Below are 15,453 nucleotides of genomic sequence, written 5' to 3'. Positions count from 1 at the left end.
ATGCTGCGCTTCTGGGCCAACGTGATCGGCAACCAGCTGGTCTGGCTGTGCGCGGTGATCGGCGCCGGCCACGACCTGCGCTGGCCCGCACTGCTGGCGGCGGCGGTCTACGTGGGCAGCCAGCTGGCGTGGTCGCCGCAGCCGGGCGTGGAGCTGCGGCTGCTGGGCGTGGCGGTATCGTGCGGGCTGCTGGTGGATGGGGTGGCCGCCGCCTCGGGCGCGGTGCACTACGCCGCCGGCAACACGCCCGGCTGGCTGGCGCCGGTGTGGATCCTGGCACTGTGGGCGGCGTTTGCGATGACCCTGACGGTGTCCATGGCCGTGCTGCAACGGCACCTGCGCGTGGCCGCCCTGGTGGGCTTGCTGCTGGCGCCACTGGCCTACCTGTCCGCCGCGCGCGGCTGGTCGGCGGTGACCTTTGCCGAGCCGCGCTGGCAGGGCGTGCTGCTGCTCGGCGTGGGCTGGGCGATGGCGTTGCCGCTGCTGGCGGCATGCGCGCGGCACTGGCAGGCCGTGCAGGTGCACGCGCACTCGGATCATTCGGGAGAACACGCATGAAGCTGTTGTGGTGGGTGTGGCTGTACGCGGCGGTGATCATGAGCGGGGGCTGGTGGTGGCAGCGCCGCCACCAGAACATCGGCGTGGTCGACGTGCTCTGGGCCAAGGGCGTGGGCGCCTCGGCGCTGCTGCTGGCGCTGCTCGGCAGCGGCGCGGCCGCCCCGCGCATCGCACTGGCGGTCCTCGGCGGATTATGGGGGTCGCGGCTGGCGCTGCATCTGTGGCATCGCGTGCGCAGCGAGCCCGAAGACGGGCGTTACCAGCACCTGCGCGCGCACTGGCAGGGCCACCAGGGCAAGATCTTCGGCTTCTTCCAGTTCCAGGCGCTGCTGATCGTGCTGTTCGCGCTGCCGTTCGTGGCGGTCGCGCACGCCCCGCGCCAGGACAGCCTGGGCTGGATGGTCGCGGCGGTGGCGGTGTGGCTGCTCAGTGTGGGCGGTGAAGCCCTTGCCGACCGCCAGCTGGCGCGCTTCCGCGCCGATCCGGCCAACAAGGGCAAGACCTGCCGGCAGGGCCTGTGGCGTTACTCGCGCCATCCCAACTACTTCTTCGAGTGGCTGCACTGGTTCACCTACGTGCTGCTGGCGGTGCACTCGCCGCTGTGGTGGCTGGCCTGGTCCGGCCCGGTGGTGATGTATGTCTTCCTGCGCTGGGTGAGCGGCATTCCGTTCACCGAGGCACAGGCGCTGCGCACCCGTGGCGAGGATTACCGCGACTACCAGCGCAGCACGCCGATGCTGTTCCCCTGGTTCCCTTCCCGCAACCCGCATCCCCCCAAGGAGCCTTCCCCGTGAATGCCGCCAGTGACTACCTGCCCGAGCCCGACTTCGCCACGGGCCTGACCGGCCTGGCCGAGCGCGGCATGCTGCCCGACCCGCTGCTGCGCCTGGGCATCCGCCGCCAGTGCCAGCAACGCCTGCACGAAGAGCTGGCCGGTGGCCAGCAGGCACAGTCCCGGCGCTACGCCGAGCGCATCGCCGCGTTGTCGCGCAGCGCCGTGGCCCTGCACGTGGATGCCGCCAACCGCCAGCACTACGAAGTGCCGGCGCGCTTCTTCGAGCTTTGCCTGGGCAAGCGCCTGAAGTACAGCAGCTGCTATTACCCCACCGGCAGCGAGACCCTGGACCAGGCCGAGGAGGCCATGCTGGCGCTGTACGGCGCGCGTGCCGAGCTTGCCGATGGCCAGCACATCCTCGAGCTGGGCTGCGGCTGGGGCTCGCTCACCCTGTGGATGGCCGAGCACTACCCCAACGCGCACATCACCGCGGTGTCCAACTCCAACAGCCAGCGCGAGCACATCCAGGCGCAGTGCCGGCTGCGCGGGCTGCACAACGTCACCGTGCTCACCCGCGATGCCAACCACCTGGTGCTCGATGCCGGCACGTTCGACCGTTGCGTGTCGATCGAGATGTTCGAACACATGCGCAACTACCAGCAGCTGCTGCAGCGCATCCACGGCTGGCTGCGCCCGCAGGGCAAGCTGTTCGTGCACATCTTCGTGCACCGCACGCTGATGTACCCCTTCGAGACCGAGGGCGAGGACAACTGGATGGGCCGCCACTTCTTCACCGGTGGCCTGATGCCCGCCGCCGACACCCTGCTGTGCTTCCAGCAGCACCTGCAGCTGCAGCAGCGCTGGCTGCTCGATGGCACCCACTACCAGCGCACCGCCAACCACTGGCTGGCCAACCAGGACCAGCATCGTGACGCGGTGCTCGAGCTCATGCGCCAGTGCTACGGCGCCCCGTCGGCGGCCTTGTGGGCGCAGCGCTGGCGCATGTTCTGGATGGCCTGCGCCGAGCTGTTCGGCTACCAGAATGGCCAGCAATGGCAGGTGGCTCATTACCTGTTCGCCCGTCCGTGATCGTCCCGCCCGCCATGAGGAGCCTGCCATGTCCGTCCGCACTCTCGTTCCGCTGCTGCTGGCCAGCCTGATGCTCGGCTGCGGCGGCAATGCACGTCCGATCCCCCCGGTGGCCAAGGTGGATGTACCGCGCTTCATGGGCGACTGGTACGTGATCGCCCACATTCCCAGCCGGCCCGAGCGCGAGGCCTTCGATGCGGTGGAGTCTTACGCACTGCGCCCGGACGGCCGCATCCAGACCACCTTCCGCTATCGCAAGGGCAGCTTCGATGCGCCCATCAAGACCATGCATCCCATCGGCACGGTCAAGCCGGGCACCAACGGCGCCGAATGGGGCATGCAGTTCATCTGGCCGATCAAGGCCGAGTACGTGATCGTCTACCTGGACCCGGACTACCAGCAGACCATCGTCGGGCGCAGCAAGCGCGACTACATGTGGCTGATGTCGCGCAGCCCGTCCCTGTCCGAGGCCGATTACCAGAAGGCGATGACCCGCCTCGCCGCCCTGGGCTACGACCTGTCCCAGGTGCGGCGCGTGCCGCAGTCGGCCGCCGGCACGCGCTGAAGGCGACGGGGGTCTCAGGCCCTGAGAAGCCCGTCGGCGATACTGTCCGCCTGGCCCGTCAACGCGGCACCGTCATCGGGCGGACCGCGGCGGGGGCCACACTGCAACGGCACGGAGGCAGTCACGGCCCACGGACGGGGGCATGCGCGGGCAGGGCGCGCGGACGACCGACAGAGGGCGCGACGTGGCGGACAAATACTGCGATCTGGTCATGAAGGGCGGTATCACCAGCGGCATCGTGTATCCCAACGCGGTGTTGTCGCTGGCCCGCCAGTACCGTTTCAAGAACATCGGCGGCACCTCGGCCGGGGCCATTGCCGCGGCGGTGGCTGCCGCCGCCGCGCTGGGCGACCGCCGCCGCTACAGCGGCCAGCCGGTGGGCGGTCAGGTCGGCTTTCCGGGGTTGGCGGCGGTGTCGGCGCAGTTGTCCACGCGCGGGTTCATCTACGGCCTGTTCCAGCCGGCCTATGGCGCGCGCACCGCCTACCGGCTGCTGGTGATGCTCACCGGCAAGTCCGGGCTGCCGCGCAAGCTGGCCTGCCTGCTGGCCGCGGTGGTGGCGATCGCGCCGCTGGAGGTGTTCGGCGCGCTGGTGGGGCTGCTGGGCATCGGCTGGCTGGCCGGCGGTCTGGCGGGGGTGTGGGCCACGCTGCTGCCATCGCTGCTGTGCGCCTATGGGGCCGGCGTGCTCGCGGCGGCGCTGCGGGTGGCGCGGGTGGCGCGGCGCAACCTGCTGGGCCTGTGCAGCGGCCGCGGCCAGGGCGACGACGCGCCGCCGGCCCTCACCGACTGGCTGCATGAGCAGTTGCAGCGGCTGTCGGGCAAGCCGCTGGAGGAACCGCTCACCTTCGGCGACCTGCACCAGGCGCCGCGCTATGGCGGCGAGCCGGGCGGTGCGCAGGCGATCAGCCTGCAGATGATCACCACCTGCATCTCGCATACCGAGCCGCGCACGCTGCCCTTCAGTGGAGCGCAGTTCTGGTTCCTGCGCGAGGAGTTCGAGCAGCTGTTCCCGGCCAGCGTGGTGGCCTGGCTGGTCGCCCGCGCGGGCACCCCGGACCACGTCGACGGGCGCGACTACTACCGCCTGGTCGATGGCGAGCAGTTGCCGGTGCTGGTGGCCACGCGCATGAGCCTGAGCTTCCCCCTGCTGATCAGCGCCGTGCCCCTGCACGAGCCGGCCCGTCGCGAGCGCCGCGGCGACACGCCGGCCGAGGCCTCGGCCGCGCCGGCCAACCCGCACGTGGCCGACAGCATGGAAGGGCTGACCAGCGCCGGGCAGCAGGGCGCCTCGCAGATCACCGCCTTCCGCGTGTGCTGGTTCTCCGATGGCGGCATCAGCAGCAATTTCCCCATCCACCTGTTCGATGCGGCGTTGCCGCGCTGGCCCACCTTCGGCATCAACCTGGTGTATCCGCGCCAGGCCGATGCCATCAGCGTGCTCGCCACCGACGAGGCGGCCGGCCAGGCGCAGATCGACCACGCCGTGTTCCTGCCCAGCGAGAACCGGCAGGGCTGGCAGCGCAGCTATCACGCCATCGCCCGGCCGCTGGCCGCGGCGGAGATGTCCGGCTTCCTGTTCTCCATCGTTTCCACCATGCAGAACTGGCGCGACGTGCTGCAGGCGCGCGCGCCCGGCTACCGCGACCGCATCGTGCACGTGGCGCTGCAGGGCGACGAGGGCGGCATGAACCTGGACATGCCGCAGGCCGTCCTCAGCCGCATCGCGGCCAAGGGCAGCGTGGCCGGCGAGCGCTTCTGCAGTTTCTCTTTCCACAACCATTACTGGATCCGCTGGCGCAACCTGGCCTCGGCCTACCAGCGCTACACCCTGGAGATCGCCCGCACCGACGATCCCGGCCAGCGCGTGGCGGCCTGGGCCGATGCCTACCAGAGCGTGGCCACCGGCGATCCGCCTCCCCCTTCCTACCGGCTGGCCTCGGAGGACAAGCGGCGCGAGTCGCAGCGCCTGTGGCGCGCGCTGGTGGACCAGGGCGAAAGCTGGGACGACCTCGGCCCCGACCTCACCGACGGTGCCCCGCGCCCGCTGCCGCAGATGAAGGTCACCCCGATCTACTGACGCCGGCGCTAGCCGCGCCCCGGCAGCGGCGCGAACGCGCGCTGCATGCAGTCCTCGCGCGGGCACACGCGGCAGCCGGGGCCGATGGACACCGAGTTGCCCGGGCTCTGGATGTCCAGGCCCCGCGTGTAGATCAATCGCTCGGCATGCTGCAGGTCGCAGCCCAGCGCGACGGCAAAGGTCTTGCGCGGCTGCCCGTGCCCCACCGGCCCACTGCTCACCTGCCGTGCCAGCCAGAAATGGCGGCGCCCGTCGGGCATCCGCGCGGTCTGGGTCAACACCCGCCCGGGCTGGTTGAAGGCCTCGTACACGATCCACAGCGGGCACGAGCCGCCCACCTGCGAGAAATGGAAGTCGGTGGCCGAATGCCGCTTGGACACATTGCCCGCGCGGTCCACGCGGATGAAGAAGAACGGCAACCCGGGCGCACTGCGCCGCGCCAGCGTGCTCAACCGGTGGCAGACCGCCTCGAAGCCCACCCCGAACCGGTGCGCCAGCGCGTCGATGTCATAGCTGGCCTGTTCGGCGGCCCGCAGGAACTGCGCGTACGGCATCACCAGCGCACCGGCGAAGTAGTTGGACATGCCGATCCGTGCCTGGGCCACCTGCTCGGCCTCGCGGAAGCCGGCGCGCGCGATCACCGCATCGATCTGCGCCGCATAGCCCAGCAGCGCCAGTTCGGCCGCCATCTGGAACGCCTGCTGGCCCGCTTCCAGGTAGTCGGGCAGCCACAGCGTGCGGCTGCCGCCGTCGTATACGCGCTTCTCGCGCCCGGCCTGCAGCGGCCCCACCTCCACCAGCACGCCGTGGCGGTCGGCCAGCAACTGGCGCAGCCGCGGCGCCACGTGCCCGGCCACCAGCCCCCATTCGCCGAACAGCTGCTCGGCCAGGTCGTCCAGCTCGGGCAGGTGGTTGTGCATGCGGTTGAAGAAGTCGCGCACCTGGTCGCCGGCCGGCAGCGCCTGCCCGGCGTGCACGTCGCCCAGCTGGAACTCCAGCGCGGCGGCGTGCTCGCGCAGCACCAGGTGACGGCGATGCAGGTCGAGCAGGGCGCGGCTCACCTGCGGCAGGTTGCCTGCCATCGCGCGCAGATCGGTGCCGCTCACATCGTCCAGGCCCAGGTCGCGCAGGGTCTGCCCCAGCGCCTCCTGCAACGCGCCGGGCTCATCCACCTCGAACAGCCCGGACACATCGCCCAGCACCGCGCGCAGCTTCTGCTGCACGGCCGGGGTCAACGGCCGCTTGTTGCGCTCGATCTGGTTCAGGTAGCTGGCCGACAGCCCCAGCGCCCGGGCCAGCTCGACCTGGCTGTAGCCGTGCTGCTCGCGCAGCTTCAGCAGGCGCAGGCCGATCTGGCGATGAGGGAGCTGGCTATTCACAGAATTAACAAAAATCGTGGCGGGCATTGGCCAGATTAAGCGTCTTCAGGCCGGAAATCGAGTCGGCGGCTGTGAATAATGCCAACAACTTTCGACCCGTCGGGATTGTCCATGACTGTTGCAGCGCCCCGTATCCGTATGTTGATCGACGGCCAGTTCGTCGAATCGGCCTCCTCGCAGTGGCAGAACGTGGTCAACCCGGCCACCCAGGACGTGCTGGCCCAGGTGCCGTTCGCCACCATGGACGAAGTGGACGCCGCCGTGGCCGCCGCCAAGGAAGCCTTCAAGACCTGGCGCAAGACCCCGATCGGCACCCGCGCGCGCATCTTCCTCAAATACCAGCAGCTGATCCGCGAGAACATGGGCGAGCTGGCCCACATCCTGTCGGCCGAGCAGGGCAAGACCGTGCCCGACGCCGAAGGCGATGTGTTCCGTGGCCTGGAGGTGGTCGAGCACGCCGCCGCCATCGGCAACCTGCAGCTGGGCGAGCTGGCCAACAACGTGGCCAACGGCGTGGACACCTACACCCTGCTGCAGCCGCTCGGCGTGTGCGCGGGCATCACGCCGTTCAACTTCCCGGCGATGATCCCGCTGTGGATGTTCCCGATGGCCATCGCCACCGGCAACACCTTCATCCTCAAGCCATCCGAGCAGGACCCGATGGTCACCATGCGCCTGGTCGAACTGGCGCTGGAAGCCGGTATTCCCAAGGGCGTGCTCAACGTCGTGCACGGTGGCGAAGACGTGGTCAACGCCATCTGCGACCACCCGGACATCAAGGCCGTGTCGTTCGTGGGCTCCACCCGCGTCGGCACCCATGTGTACAACCGTGCCTCGCTGGCCGGCAAGCGCGTGCAGTGCATGATGGGCGCCAAGAACCACGCCGTGGTGCTGCCGGACGCCAACAAGGAACAGAGCCTCAACGCCATGGTCGGCGCCGCCTTCGGTGCGGCCGGGCAGCGCTGCATGGCCGCCTCCACGCTGGTGCTGGTGGGCGAGGCGCGCGCGTGGGTGCCGGACCTGGTGGCCAAGGCGAAAACGCTGAAGGTCAGTGGCGGCAGCGTTGCCGGCACCGACGTCGGTCCGGTGATTTCCTGCGCCGCGCGCGAGCGTGTCGAAGCGCTGATCGCCTCGGGCGTGGAGCAGGGCGCCAAGCTCGTGCTGGACGGCCGCAACCCGCAGGTGGATGGCTTCGAGAAGGGCAACTTCGTGGGCCCCACAATCTTCGATGGCGTCACCCCGGGCATGCGCATCTACGACGAGGAAATCTTCGGGCCGGTGCTGGTGATCCTGGAGGCCGACACCCTGGAAGACGCCATCGCGCTGATCAACGCCAACCCCAACGGCAACGGCACCGCGCTGTTCACCCAGTCCGGTGCGGCCGCCCGCAAGTTCCAGGAAGACATCGACGTGGGCCAGGTGGGCATCAACGTCCCGATCCCGGTGCCGGTGCCGCTGTTCTCCTTCACCGGTTCGCGTGCCTCCAAGCTCGGCGACCTGGGCCCGTACGGCAAGCAGGTGGTGATGTTCTACACCCAGACCAAGACGATCACCTCGCGCTGGTTCGATGACGAGACGCTGGGCCACGGCGTCAACACCACGATCAGCCTGAAGTAACGGAGTTCGACCATGAGCCACTCGATGACGACGGAACTCGACGAAGCGCAGCAGGCCTATCGAGAGGCGGCGCGTGACTTCGCCCAGGCCGAACTGGCGCCGCACGCCGCGCGATGGGATGCGGAGGGCATCTTTCCGCGCGAGGCGATCGCCAAGGCCGGGGAACTCGGGTTCTGTGGCCTGTACATGGACCCCGAGGTCGGCGGCAGCGGCTTGAGCCGTCTGGACGCCGCCGTCGTCATCGAGGAGCTCGCCAACGTGGACCCGTCCACCGCGGCCTACGTCAGCATCCACAACATGGCCTCGTGGATGGTGGCCAAGTGGGGCCAGGAAAGCCTGCGCGCCGCCTGGGGCACCGACCTGTCCTCGGGCAGCAAGCTGGCCTCCTATTGCCTGACCGAACCGGGCGCCGGCTCGGACGCGGCCTCGCTGAAGACCACCGCCGCGCGCGATGGCGATGATTACGTGCTCAACGGCGCCAAGGCCTTCATTTCCGGCGCCGGTGCCACCGAGCTGCTGGTGGTGATGGCCCGGACCGGTGGCCCCGGCGCCGGCGGCATCAGCGCCATCGCGGTGCCGGCCGACCTGCCCGGCATCAGCTATGGCCGCAAGGAAGAGAAGATGGGCTGGAACAGCCAGCCCACCCGCGGCATCACCTTCGAGAACGTCCGCGTGCCGGTCAGCCACCTGCTCGGCGAGGAAGGCAGCGGCTTCAAGCTGGCGATGAAAGGCCTGGACGGCGGCCGCATCAACATCGCCGCCTGCTCGCTGGGTGCCGCCCAGGGCGCGCTGGATGCCGCACGCCGCTACATGGGCGAGCGCCGCCAGTTCGGCAAGGCGCTGGCCGAGTTCCAGGCGCTGCAGTTCAAGCTGGCCGACATGGTCACCCAGCTGGTCGCCGCCCGGCAGATGGTGCACACCGCCGCGCGCAAGCTCGATGCCGGCGCCAGCGATGCCAACGTGTGGTGCGCGATGGCCAAGCGGTTCGCCACCGATGCCGGCTTCAACATCTGCAACGATGCGCTGCAGCTGCATGGCGGCTACGGCTACATCCGCGAGTACCCCATCGAACGCCTGCTGCGCGACTCGCGCGTGCACCAGATCCTGGAAGGCACCAACGAAATCATGCGGGTGATCGTGGCACGCCACCTGCTCAACACCGAGGAAGAACTGCGATGATGGATTGGCGCACGCATGCACACACCGGCCTGGCCGTGGAGGCCGATGGCCACGTGGCCGTGGTGACCCTGGACAACCCGCCGGCGCATACCTGGACCGTGCACAGCCTGTCGGCGCTGCGCGACCTGGTGGGCGCGCTCAACGCAGACAAAGGCATCTACGCGCTGGTGATCACCGGCGGTGGCGAGAAGTTCTTCTCCGCCGGTGCCGACCTCAAGCAGTTCGCCTCCGGCGACAAGGCCGCCGCGCGTGAAGCGGCACGCCGCTTCGGCGAAGCCTTCGAAGCGCTGTCGGCGTTCCGTGGCGTCTCCATCGCCGCCATCAACGGCTATGCCATGGGCGGCGGCCTGGAATGCGCGCTGGCCTGCGACCTGCGCATCATCGAAGAACACGCCCAGGTCGCGCTGCCGGAGGCCACCGTGGGCCTGCTGCCGTGCGCCGGTGGCACCCAGAACCTGCCGCGCCTGGTCGGCGAGGGCTGGGCCAAGCGCATGATCCTGCTGGGCGAGCGCATCGACGCCGACACCGCCGTGCGCATCGGCCTGGCCGAGGAGAAAGTCGGCAAGGGCGAAGCCAAGGCACTGGCCCTGGCGTGGGCGCACAAGGCCGGCAAGCAGAGCCCCACCAGCATTGCCGCCTGCAAGACGCTGGTGCAGGCCACCCGCAGCGGCAGCCACGCCTCGGCGCTGGTGGCCGAGCGTGAAGCCTTCGTGGATCTGTTCGACAGTGCCGACCAGGCCGAGGGCGTCAACGCCTTCCTGGAAAAGCGCAGCGCGCAGTGGACCAACGCATGAGCGAGGTCGCCGCCCACGACGAGGCCCCGGTCCTGTTCGAAACGCGCGCTGCCGCCAACGGCACCCGCATCGGCATCGCCACGCTCAACGCACCGCGCACCCTCAACGGTTTCTCGCTGCCGATGGCGCACCTGCTGCGCGAGCGGCTGGAGGCCTGGGCAGCCGATGACGGCATCGCGATGGTGGTGCTGCAGGGCGCAGGCGAGAAGGCCTTCTGCGCCGGTGGCGACCTGCACAGCCTGTACCGCAGCATGGTCGAGCATCGCGAGGCGCAGAAGACCGACATCCGCGACAACGCCTACGCCGCCGAATTCTTCGACGTCGAATACCGCGTGGACTACGCCATCCACACCTACCCCAAGCCGATCCTGTGCTGGGGCCATGGCATCGTGATGGGCGGCGGCATCGGGCTGATGTCCGGCGCCAGCCATCGGGTGGTCAGCGAGCGCTCCAAGCTGGCCTTCCCGGAAATCACGGTCGGCCTGTTCCCCGATGTGGGCGGCAGCTACCTGCTGCCGCGCGTGCCGGGCAAGGGCGGCCTGTTCCTGGCGTTGACCGGCGCAGCGCTCAATGCGGGCGATGCGATCTATGCCGGCCTGGCCGACATCCACATCGCCGAAGCGCAGCGCGAGGCCGTCTTCAATGCGCTCACCGAGGTGCATTGGAGCGACGACGCCCGCCGCAATCACGACCAGCTCGATGCGCTGTTGCAGCAGCACGCCAGCGATGCGGCCACCGGCCCGCTGCTGCGCAATGCGGCCGCCATCGACGCGCTGTGCGTGGGCGATGACGTGCCGGCCATCGTGGCGGCCATCACCGCGCTGCAGACCGACGACCCGTGGTTGCAGGGCGCCCAGGCCACCCTGGCCGCCGGTGCGCCCGGCTCGGCCCGGCTAGCCTTCGAGCTGCAGCGGCGGGCCGCCGGCGCCTCGCTGGCCGAGGTCTACCGCATCGAATACATCGCCGCCCTGCACGCGGCCGCGCACGGCGACTTCGCCGAAGGCATCCGCGCGCTGCTGATCGACAAGGACCGCAACCCGCAGTGGCAGCCGCGTACGCTGGCTGACGCCACTGCCGAATGGGCCCAGACCTTCTTCGTCTCGCCGTGGTCGGACGCCGCGCATCCGCTGGCCGACCTCGGTACCACCGTCCCTGAAAGGAGCCACGCATGAGCCGTATTGCATTCATCGGGTTGGGCAACATGGGGGGCCCGATGGCCGCCAACCTGGCCAAGGCCGGCCATGCCGTGCGCGTGTTCGACCTGGTGCCGGCCGCCGTGCAGGCCGCCGTCGATGCCGGTGCCAGCGCCGCGCATTCCGCGCTGGATACCCTCACCGACGCCGAGATCGTGATCTCGATGCTGCCCGCCAGCCGCCACGTGGAAGGCGTGTACCTGGGCGATGACGGCCTGCTGGGCGACATTCCCGGCGGCGCGTTGCTGATCGACTGCAGCACCATCGCCCCGGCCAGCGCGCGCAAGGTGGCCGAAGCCGCCGCCGCACGCGGCCTGCAGATGCTCGACGCACCGGTCTCCGGCGGCACCGCCGGCGCGCAGGCCGGCACCCTTACCTTCATCGTCGGTGGCGAAGCCGACGCGCTCGAGCGCGCCCGGCCGATCCTGCAGGCCATGGGCAAGAACATCTTCCACGTCGGCGCCAGCGGTGCCGGCCAGGTGGCCAAGCTCTGCAACAACATGGCCCTGGGCGTGATCATGGCCGTCACCGGCGAATCGATCGCCCTCGGCGTGGCCCACGGCCTGGACCCGGCGGTGCTGTCGCAGATGATGGCGGTCAGCACCGGCCGCAGCTGGGCCACCGAAGTGTGCAACCCGTGGCCGGGCGTCCTGGAAAACGCGCCCGCCTCGCGTGGTTACAGCGGCGGCTTCGGCAGCGACCTGATGCTCAAGGACATGGGCCTGGCCGTGGAAGCGGCGATGAATGTCGGTGCCTCCATCCCGCTGGGCGAGCTGGCCCGCAACCTGTATTCGATGAACCACCAGGCCGGCCGCGGCAAGCTGGATTTCTCCAGCGTCGTGCAGCTCATCGCAAACGAAAAATAACCGGCACCGCCGGCCTAATCGCAAACGAAAAACAACAGGTAGTGCCGGCCGCTGGCCGGCAACCTCACAAACCCAAACCCGCCAGGTAGTGCCGGCCGCTGGCCGGCAACCCCACAAACCCAAACCCGCCAGGTAGTGCCGGCCGCTGGCCGGCAACCCCTCAAACCCAAACCCGGCGGAGCGCCGCCGGCCGCTGGCCGGCAACCCCACAAACCCGGACAAGACCAGGCAGGCAACAACCATTGGTCGTTGCCCCCACACCAGACGCATCCCGTGGGCATGCCCACAGGATCCACCGCGGTGGGATGGGCGGTTGCCAAGCTATCCAGCCAGGCAGCCGCCCATTTTTTTCATCACGTGGCAGCCGACCCTCGGCCGGCACGCCTCGCGCGTCAGACCACCGTCAGCGTCACATCGATGTTGCCGCGGGTCGCATTGGAGTACGGGCACACGATGTGCGCCTTCTGCACCAGGTCTTCCACCTGCTCGCGCGGCAGGCCCGGCACGCTGATCTCCAGCGCCACTTCGATGCCGAAGCCGGTCGGGATCTGGCCGATGCCCACCTTGCCGGTGATCGCCGTTTCGGCCGGCAGCGCAACCTTGGCCTGGCCGGCCACGAACTTCAGCGCGCCCAGGAAACAGGCCGAGTAGCCCGCGGCGAACAGCTGTTCCGGATTGGTGCCCGGGCCGCCGGCGCCGCCCAGCTCGCGCGGGGTCGACAGCTGCACGTCCAGCACCTTGTCGGAGGAGGTGGCGTGGCCTTCACGGCCGCCGGTAGCGGTGGCGGTGGCGGTGTACAGAACCTTTTCGATGGACATGGGAATCTCCTGGGGAGTGATCGGGGGAAAGCCGGATGGCAGGTGTACTTTGACCCGGATGGCGGTCGTTTGGGTTACATTTCGTCTATCAAACTTGATCGAGCGTCCGAAATGGTCGATCGCCTGCAATCCCTGCTCAGTCGCTTTGCGGTCACCGCCGAGGTCTTCCATGCCGGCCCGCTGTGCGGCATCAACGACCTCGCCGCCGATGCCGGGCGCGGCCAATTGCACCTGATCCGCGAGGGCCAGGTCCGCGTCGAGCACGCCGACGGCAGCGTGCTGCAGATCGACCGGCCCAGCGTGCTGCTCTACCCGCGGCCGCTGGCCCACCGCTTCGTCACCGATCCCGGGCGCGGTGCCGATTTCGCCTGCGCGCACCTGCAGTTCGAAGGCGCCGGCAACAACCCGGTGGCCGAGGCGCTGCCGGCGGTGATCTGCCTGCCGCTGGACGAACTCTACGGCGGCCAGCCGATCCTCGCGGTGCTGTTCGAAGAAGCCTTCAGCCAGCGCTGCGGCCGCCAGGCGCTGCTGGACCGGTTGTTCGAGGTGGTGGTGATCCAGATCCTGCGCGCGCTGATGGAGAACGGCCAGTTGCGCGTCGGCCTGCTGGCCGGCATGGCCCACCCGCGCCTGCGCCATGCGCTGGTGGCCATGCACGAAACGCCGGCCCAGGAATGGACCCTGGCCTCGCTGGCGCAGCGCGCCGGCATGTCGCGCAGCGCGTTTGCCGACAGCTTCCGCGACACCATCGGCAGCACGCCCGGCCAGTACCTGCAGGGCTGGCGCACGCGGCTGGTGCAGCAGGCACTGCGCAAGGGCCAGCCGCTCAAGCGCATCGCCATCGATGTGGGGTACGGCAGCGAAGCGGCCCTGTCGCGCGCGTTCAAGGCCCAGACCGGGCATTCGCCGCGGCAATGGAAGCAGGAACGGGTGGGCGCATGAGCATCGCCGACGCTACCGCCGCTGCCGCCATCGAACAGCTCATGGCGCAGGCCATCTATACGCCCCTGCCAACGGTGCCGGGCACCCGCCCGCGCACGCTGCCTGCCGACCTGGCCGCGTTCCATGCCCGGTTCGGCGCGGTCACCCTGTATCCCGATGCCGAGTACGGCTTCACCCTGGCCGCCGCCGACAACCTGCAACGCGCCGACGAGCATGTGGTCGGCGAAGACATCGACGAGCCGCTCTCGGCGCACTGGTACGTCATCGCCACCTGCGGCGACCAGACGATCGCGATCTGCCTGGCCGAGGGCCCCACCTTCGGCACGTGCTACGACGCCTACTGGGACTGCTATCCCACCGCCGACGCCAGCACCCGCATCGCCGGCTCGTTCACCGAGCTGCTGGCGCGGCTGGTCGCCGATGAAGGCCGCTCGCTGTTCTGGATCGCCGGCCACCGCTGAGGCGTTGCGGTCGCACTCAAATCGCCCACTCGCGATCGGTGGTGAACATGATCGTCAGCCAGCGGTCCGGTGACTCCTCGCCCAGCGCCTCGCCGATCTCATCGCGCAGGCGGTCCCATTCCAGCAGCGCCCGTGGCGGGTCGTCGGCGCGCACCACGAAGAACAGCTCGATCTGCTCGCCGCGCCCGACCTTGGCCACGTAGCTGCGGTATTCCAGGAAGCCATGGCGGGCCACGATGTCGCGCGCCACGGCATCCACGTGCGCCTGCAGGTCCGGCGGGGTCAGCAGCAGGATGTCGGCCAGCGCCTGGCGCACCGTGCCCAGCGGCGCCACCATCACGAACAGGCAGACCACCAGCAGGATCGCCGGATCGATGTAGGGCACCAGCCAGGCCCACGGCGTCCCGCCCAGCAGCCAGCCGCCGCCGAAGGCCACCAGGTAGGCCGCCGACATGCTCGCCGAGACCACCCAGTTCTTGCCGTCCAGCGCGATGAACTCCGAGCCGATGCGGCGGTTGACCCGGCGGATGAACAGCGCCAGCCCGATCTCGGCCACGATGGTCAGTGCCGCGAACAGGATCGCCGGCCCCAGCGCGATATCGCGCCCGCCGGACATCAGCGCGTCCACCGCATTGACCGCCGCATACAGCGCCGCGCCGATCATCAGCGTGCCGCTCACGCCCAGCACGATCGGCTCCAGGTGCCAGAACCCCATGGTGAAGCGCTGGTTCAAGCGCGACTGCAGGGTGTCCACGTGGGTGGACTGGCTGATCAGGCGCACCACCAGCAGCGACAGCCAGGTCATCACCACGTCGATCAGCCCGTAGATGCCGTCGAAGATGATCAGCGAGGAGTTGGCCAGGAAGCCGAACACCACCGCCGCGGCCGCCATCGCCAGCGAGGCGGCGATGGACAGGCGCAGCACGCCCTGTTCGGTGGTGGGGTCGAACCGGCGGGGGCGGGGCGATGGCATCGGGCATCTGGCGGGGCGGAATCGGGCATTGTCCCCTGTCGCGCCGGTCCTGGGCAGCAGGGGCCACGGCCGGGCGCGCACGGCACCCCTCGGGCAGCGTTCATTCCAAGCAGGTAAACTATTGATTGCGCTGGCAATGCCAGCAATATCCGACGCTCCGTCCC

The 15,453-nt window shown here is 69.5% G+C and carries 15 protein-coding genes; 12 read left to right on the top strand and 3 right to left on the bottom strand.

Annotated features, from left to right (window positions below; translation table 11 throughout):
* The 5 genes from RSA25_RS03025 to RSA25_RS03005 all read left to right on the top strand — a co-directional run bounded on the left by RSA25_RS03025 (position 1) and on the right by RSA25_RS03005 (position 5,067).
* Positions 1 to 558 (top strand): DUF2878 domain-containing protein, encoded by a 558-nt coding sequence (locus RSA25_RS03025; RefSeq protein ID WP_332807437.1) that lies wholly within the window; start codon positions 1 to 3, stop codon positions 556 to 558.
* The gene (locus tag RSA25_RS03020; protein ID WP_332807436.1) at positions 555 to 1,352 is read left to right on the top strand and encodes a DUF1295 domain-containing protein; all 798 of its coding nucleotides are present in this window, start codon (positions 555 to 557) and stop codon (positions 1,350 to 1,352) included. The genes RSA25_RS03025 and RSA25_RS03020 overlap by 4 nt, the downstream gene beginning before the upstream one ends.
* Complete coding sequence (locus RSA25_RS03015) at positions 1,349 to 2,422, top strand: cyclopropane-fatty-acyl-phospholipid synthase family protein (RefSeq protein WP_332807435.1); 1,074 nt, start codon at positions 1,349 to 1,351, stop codon at positions 2,420 to 2,422. Before RSA25_RS03020 ends, RSA25_RS03015 begins: the two co-directional genes overlap by 4 nt.
* Before the next feature lie 28 nt (positions 2,423 to 2,450).
* Positions 2,451 to 2,987, top strand: a complete 537-nt coding sequence (locus RSA25_RS03010) for a lipocalin family protein (protein WP_332807434.1) — start codon at positions 2,451 to 2,453, stop codon at positions 2,985 to 2,987.
* Between the two features lie 211 nt (positions 2,988 to 3,198).
* Positions 3,199 to 5,067, top strand: coding sequence for an RpoH suppressor (locus RSA25_RS03005; protein WP_332807433.1), 1,869 nt, complete (start codon positions 3,199 to 3,201; stop codon positions 5,065 to 5,067).
* 8 nt (positions 5,068 to 5,075) lie between these two features.
* On the opposite strand, the gene RSA25_RS03000 is transcribed toward RSA25_RS03005, so the two are convergent.
* Positions 5,076 to 6,473 carry a short-chain fatty acyl-CoA regulator family protein gene (locus RSA25_RS03000; RefSeq protein WP_332807432.1) on the bottom strand — a complete coding sequence of 466 codons (1,398 nt, stop codon included), beginning with the start codon at positions 6,471 to 6,473 and terminating at the stop codon, positions 5,076 to 5,078.
* A gap of 84 nt (positions 6,474 to 6,557) precedes the next feature.
* Between RSA25_RS03000 and RSA25_RS02995 the strand changes: the two genes are divergently transcribed.
* From RSA25_RS02995 to mmsB, 5 genes are read left to right on the top strand one after another with little or no spacing between them, the layout of a single operon-like run.
* Complete coding sequence (locus tag RSA25_RS02995) at positions 6,558 to 8,063, top strand: CoA-acylating methylmalonate-semialdehyde dehydrogenase (RefSeq protein ID WP_332807431.1); 1,506 nt, start codon at positions 6,558 to 6,560, stop codon at positions 8,061 to 8,063.
* A gap of 12 nt (positions 8,064 to 8,075) precedes the next feature.
* Positions 8,076 to 9,242, top strand: a complete 1,167-nt coding sequence (locus RSA25_RS02990) for an acyl-CoA dehydrogenase family protein (RefSeq protein ID WP_332807430.1) — start codon at positions 8,076 to 8,078, stop codon at positions 9,240 to 9,242.
* Positions 9,239 to 10,036, top strand: a complete 798-nt coding sequence (locus RSA25_RS02985) for an enoyl-CoA hydratase (protein ID WP_332807429.1) — start codon at positions 9,239 to 9,241, stop codon at positions 10,034 to 10,036. Before RSA25_RS02990 ends, RSA25_RS02985 begins: the two co-directional genes overlap by 4 nt.
* A complete protein-coding gene (locus tag RSA25_RS02980; RefSeq protein ID WP_332807428.1) occupies positions 10,033 to 11,208 on the top strand; it encodes an enoyl-CoA hydratase/isomerase family protein in 1,176 nt (391 codons plus the stop codon). Before RSA25_RS02985 ends, RSA25_RS02980 begins: the two co-directional genes overlap by 4 nt.
* The gene (mmsB, locus tag RSA25_RS02975; RefSeq protein WP_332807427.1) at positions 11,205 to 12,095 is read left to right on the top strand and encodes a 3-hydroxyisobutyrate dehydrogenase; all 891 of its coding nucleotides are present in this window, start codon (positions 11,205 to 11,207) and stop codon (positions 12,093 to 12,095) included. The genes RSA25_RS02980 and mmsB overlap by 4 nt, the downstream gene beginning before the upstream one ends.
* 392 nt (positions 12,096 to 12,487) lie before the next feature.
* Here the strand turns inward: mmsB and RSA25_RS02970 are convergent, their stop codons facing one another.
* Positions 12,488 to 12,913, bottom strand: coding sequence for an organic hydroperoxide resistance protein (locus RSA25_RS02970; RefSeq protein ID WP_332807426.1), 426 nt, complete (start codon positions 12,911 to 12,913; stop codon positions 12,488 to 12,490).
* A gap of 111 nt (positions 12,914 to 13,024) precedes the next feature.
* On the opposite strand from RSA25_RS02970, the gene RSA25_RS02965 reads away from it, so the two are divergent.
* Together RSA25_RS02965 and RSA25_RS02960 are read left to right on the top strand one after the other, a co-directional pair.
* Positions 13,025 to 13,855, top strand: coding sequence for an AraC family transcriptional regulator (locus RSA25_RS02965; protein WP_332807425.1), 831 nt, complete (start codon positions 13,025 to 13,027; stop codon positions 13,853 to 13,855).
* Complete coding sequence (locus RSA25_RS02960) at positions 13,852 to 14,316, top strand: hypothetical protein (RefSeq protein ID WP_332807424.1); 465 nt, start codon at positions 13,852 to 13,854, stop codon at positions 14,314 to 14,316. Before RSA25_RS02965 ends, RSA25_RS02960 begins: the two co-directional genes overlap by 4 nt.
* Positions 14,317 to 14,332: 16 nt before the next feature.
* On the opposite strand, the gene RSA25_RS02955 is transcribed toward RSA25_RS02960, so the two are convergent.
* On the bottom strand, positions 14,333 to 15,289 hold the full coding sequence (locus RSA25_RS02955) for a cation transporter (RefSeq protein ID WP_332807423.1): 957 nt from the start codon (positions 15,287 to 15,289) through the stop codon (positions 14,333 to 14,335).
* Between the last annotated feature and the right edge of the window lie 164 nt (positions 15,290 to 15,453).

It is taken from the genome of Stenotrophomonas sp., from assembly GCF_036662295.1.
In the GTDB taxonomy this organism is placed as follows: domain Bacteria; phylum Pseudomonadota; class Gammaproteobacteria; order Xanthomonadales; family Xanthomonadaceae; genus Stenotrophomonas.
This window is presented reverse-complemented; position numbering and strand designations above follow the sequence as displayed.

Coding starts and splice junctions, on each gene's coding strand:
- RSA25_RS02955 (WP_332807423.1), bottom strand. CDS start 15,289: ATGCCATCGCCCCGCCCCCGCCGGTTCGACCCCACCACCGAACAGGGC.
- RSA25_RS02990 (WP_332807430.1), top strand. CDS start 8,076: ATGAGCCACTCGATGACGACGGAACTCGACGAAGCGCAGCAGGCCTAT.
- RSA25_RS02960 (WP_332807424.1), top strand. CDS start 13,852: ATGAGCATCGCCGACGCTACCGCCGCTGCCGCCATCGAACAGCTCATG.
- RSA25_RS03025 (WP_332807437.1), top strand. CDS start 1: ATGCTGCGCTTCTGGGCCAACGTGATCGGCAACCAGCTGGTCTGGCTG.
- RSA25_RS02980 (WP_332807428.1), top strand. CDS start 10,033: ATGAGCGAGGTCGCCGCCCACGACGAGGCCCCGGTCCTGTTCGAAACG.
- RSA25_RS03005 (WP_332807433.1), top strand. CDS start 3,199: ATGAAGGGCGGTATCACCAGCGGCATCGTGTATCCCAACGCGGTGTTG.
- RSA25_RS03010 (WP_332807434.1), top strand. CDS start 2,451: ATGTCCGTCCGCACTCTCGTTCCGCTGCTGCTGGCCAGCCTGATGCTC.
- RSA25_RS03020 (WP_332807436.1), top strand. CDS start 555: ATGAAGCTGTTGTGGTGGGTGTGGCTGTACGCGGCGGTGATCATGAGC.
- RSA25_RS02965 (WP_332807425.1), top strand. CDS start 13,025: ATGGTCGATCGCCTGCAATCCCTGCTCAGTCGCTTTGCGGTCACCGCC.
- mmsB (WP_332807427.1), top strand. CDS start 11,205: ATGAGCCGTATTGCATTCATCGGGTTGGGCAACATGGGGGGCCCGATG.
- RSA25_RS02985 (WP_332807429.1), top strand. CDS start 9,239: ATGATGGATTGGCGCACGCATGCACACACCGGCCTGGCCGTGGAGGCC.
- RSA25_RS02995 (WP_332807431.1), top strand. CDS start 6,558: ATGACTGTTGCAGCGCCCCGTATCCGTATGTTGATCGACGGCCAGTTC.
- RSA25_RS03000 (WP_332807432.1), bottom strand. CDS start 6,473: ATGCCCGCCACGATTTTTGTTAATTCTGTGAATAGCCAGCTCCCTCAT.
- RSA25_RS02970 (WP_332807426.1), bottom strand. CDS start 12,913: ATGTCCATCGAAAAGGTTCTGTACACCGCCACCGCCACCGCTACCGGC.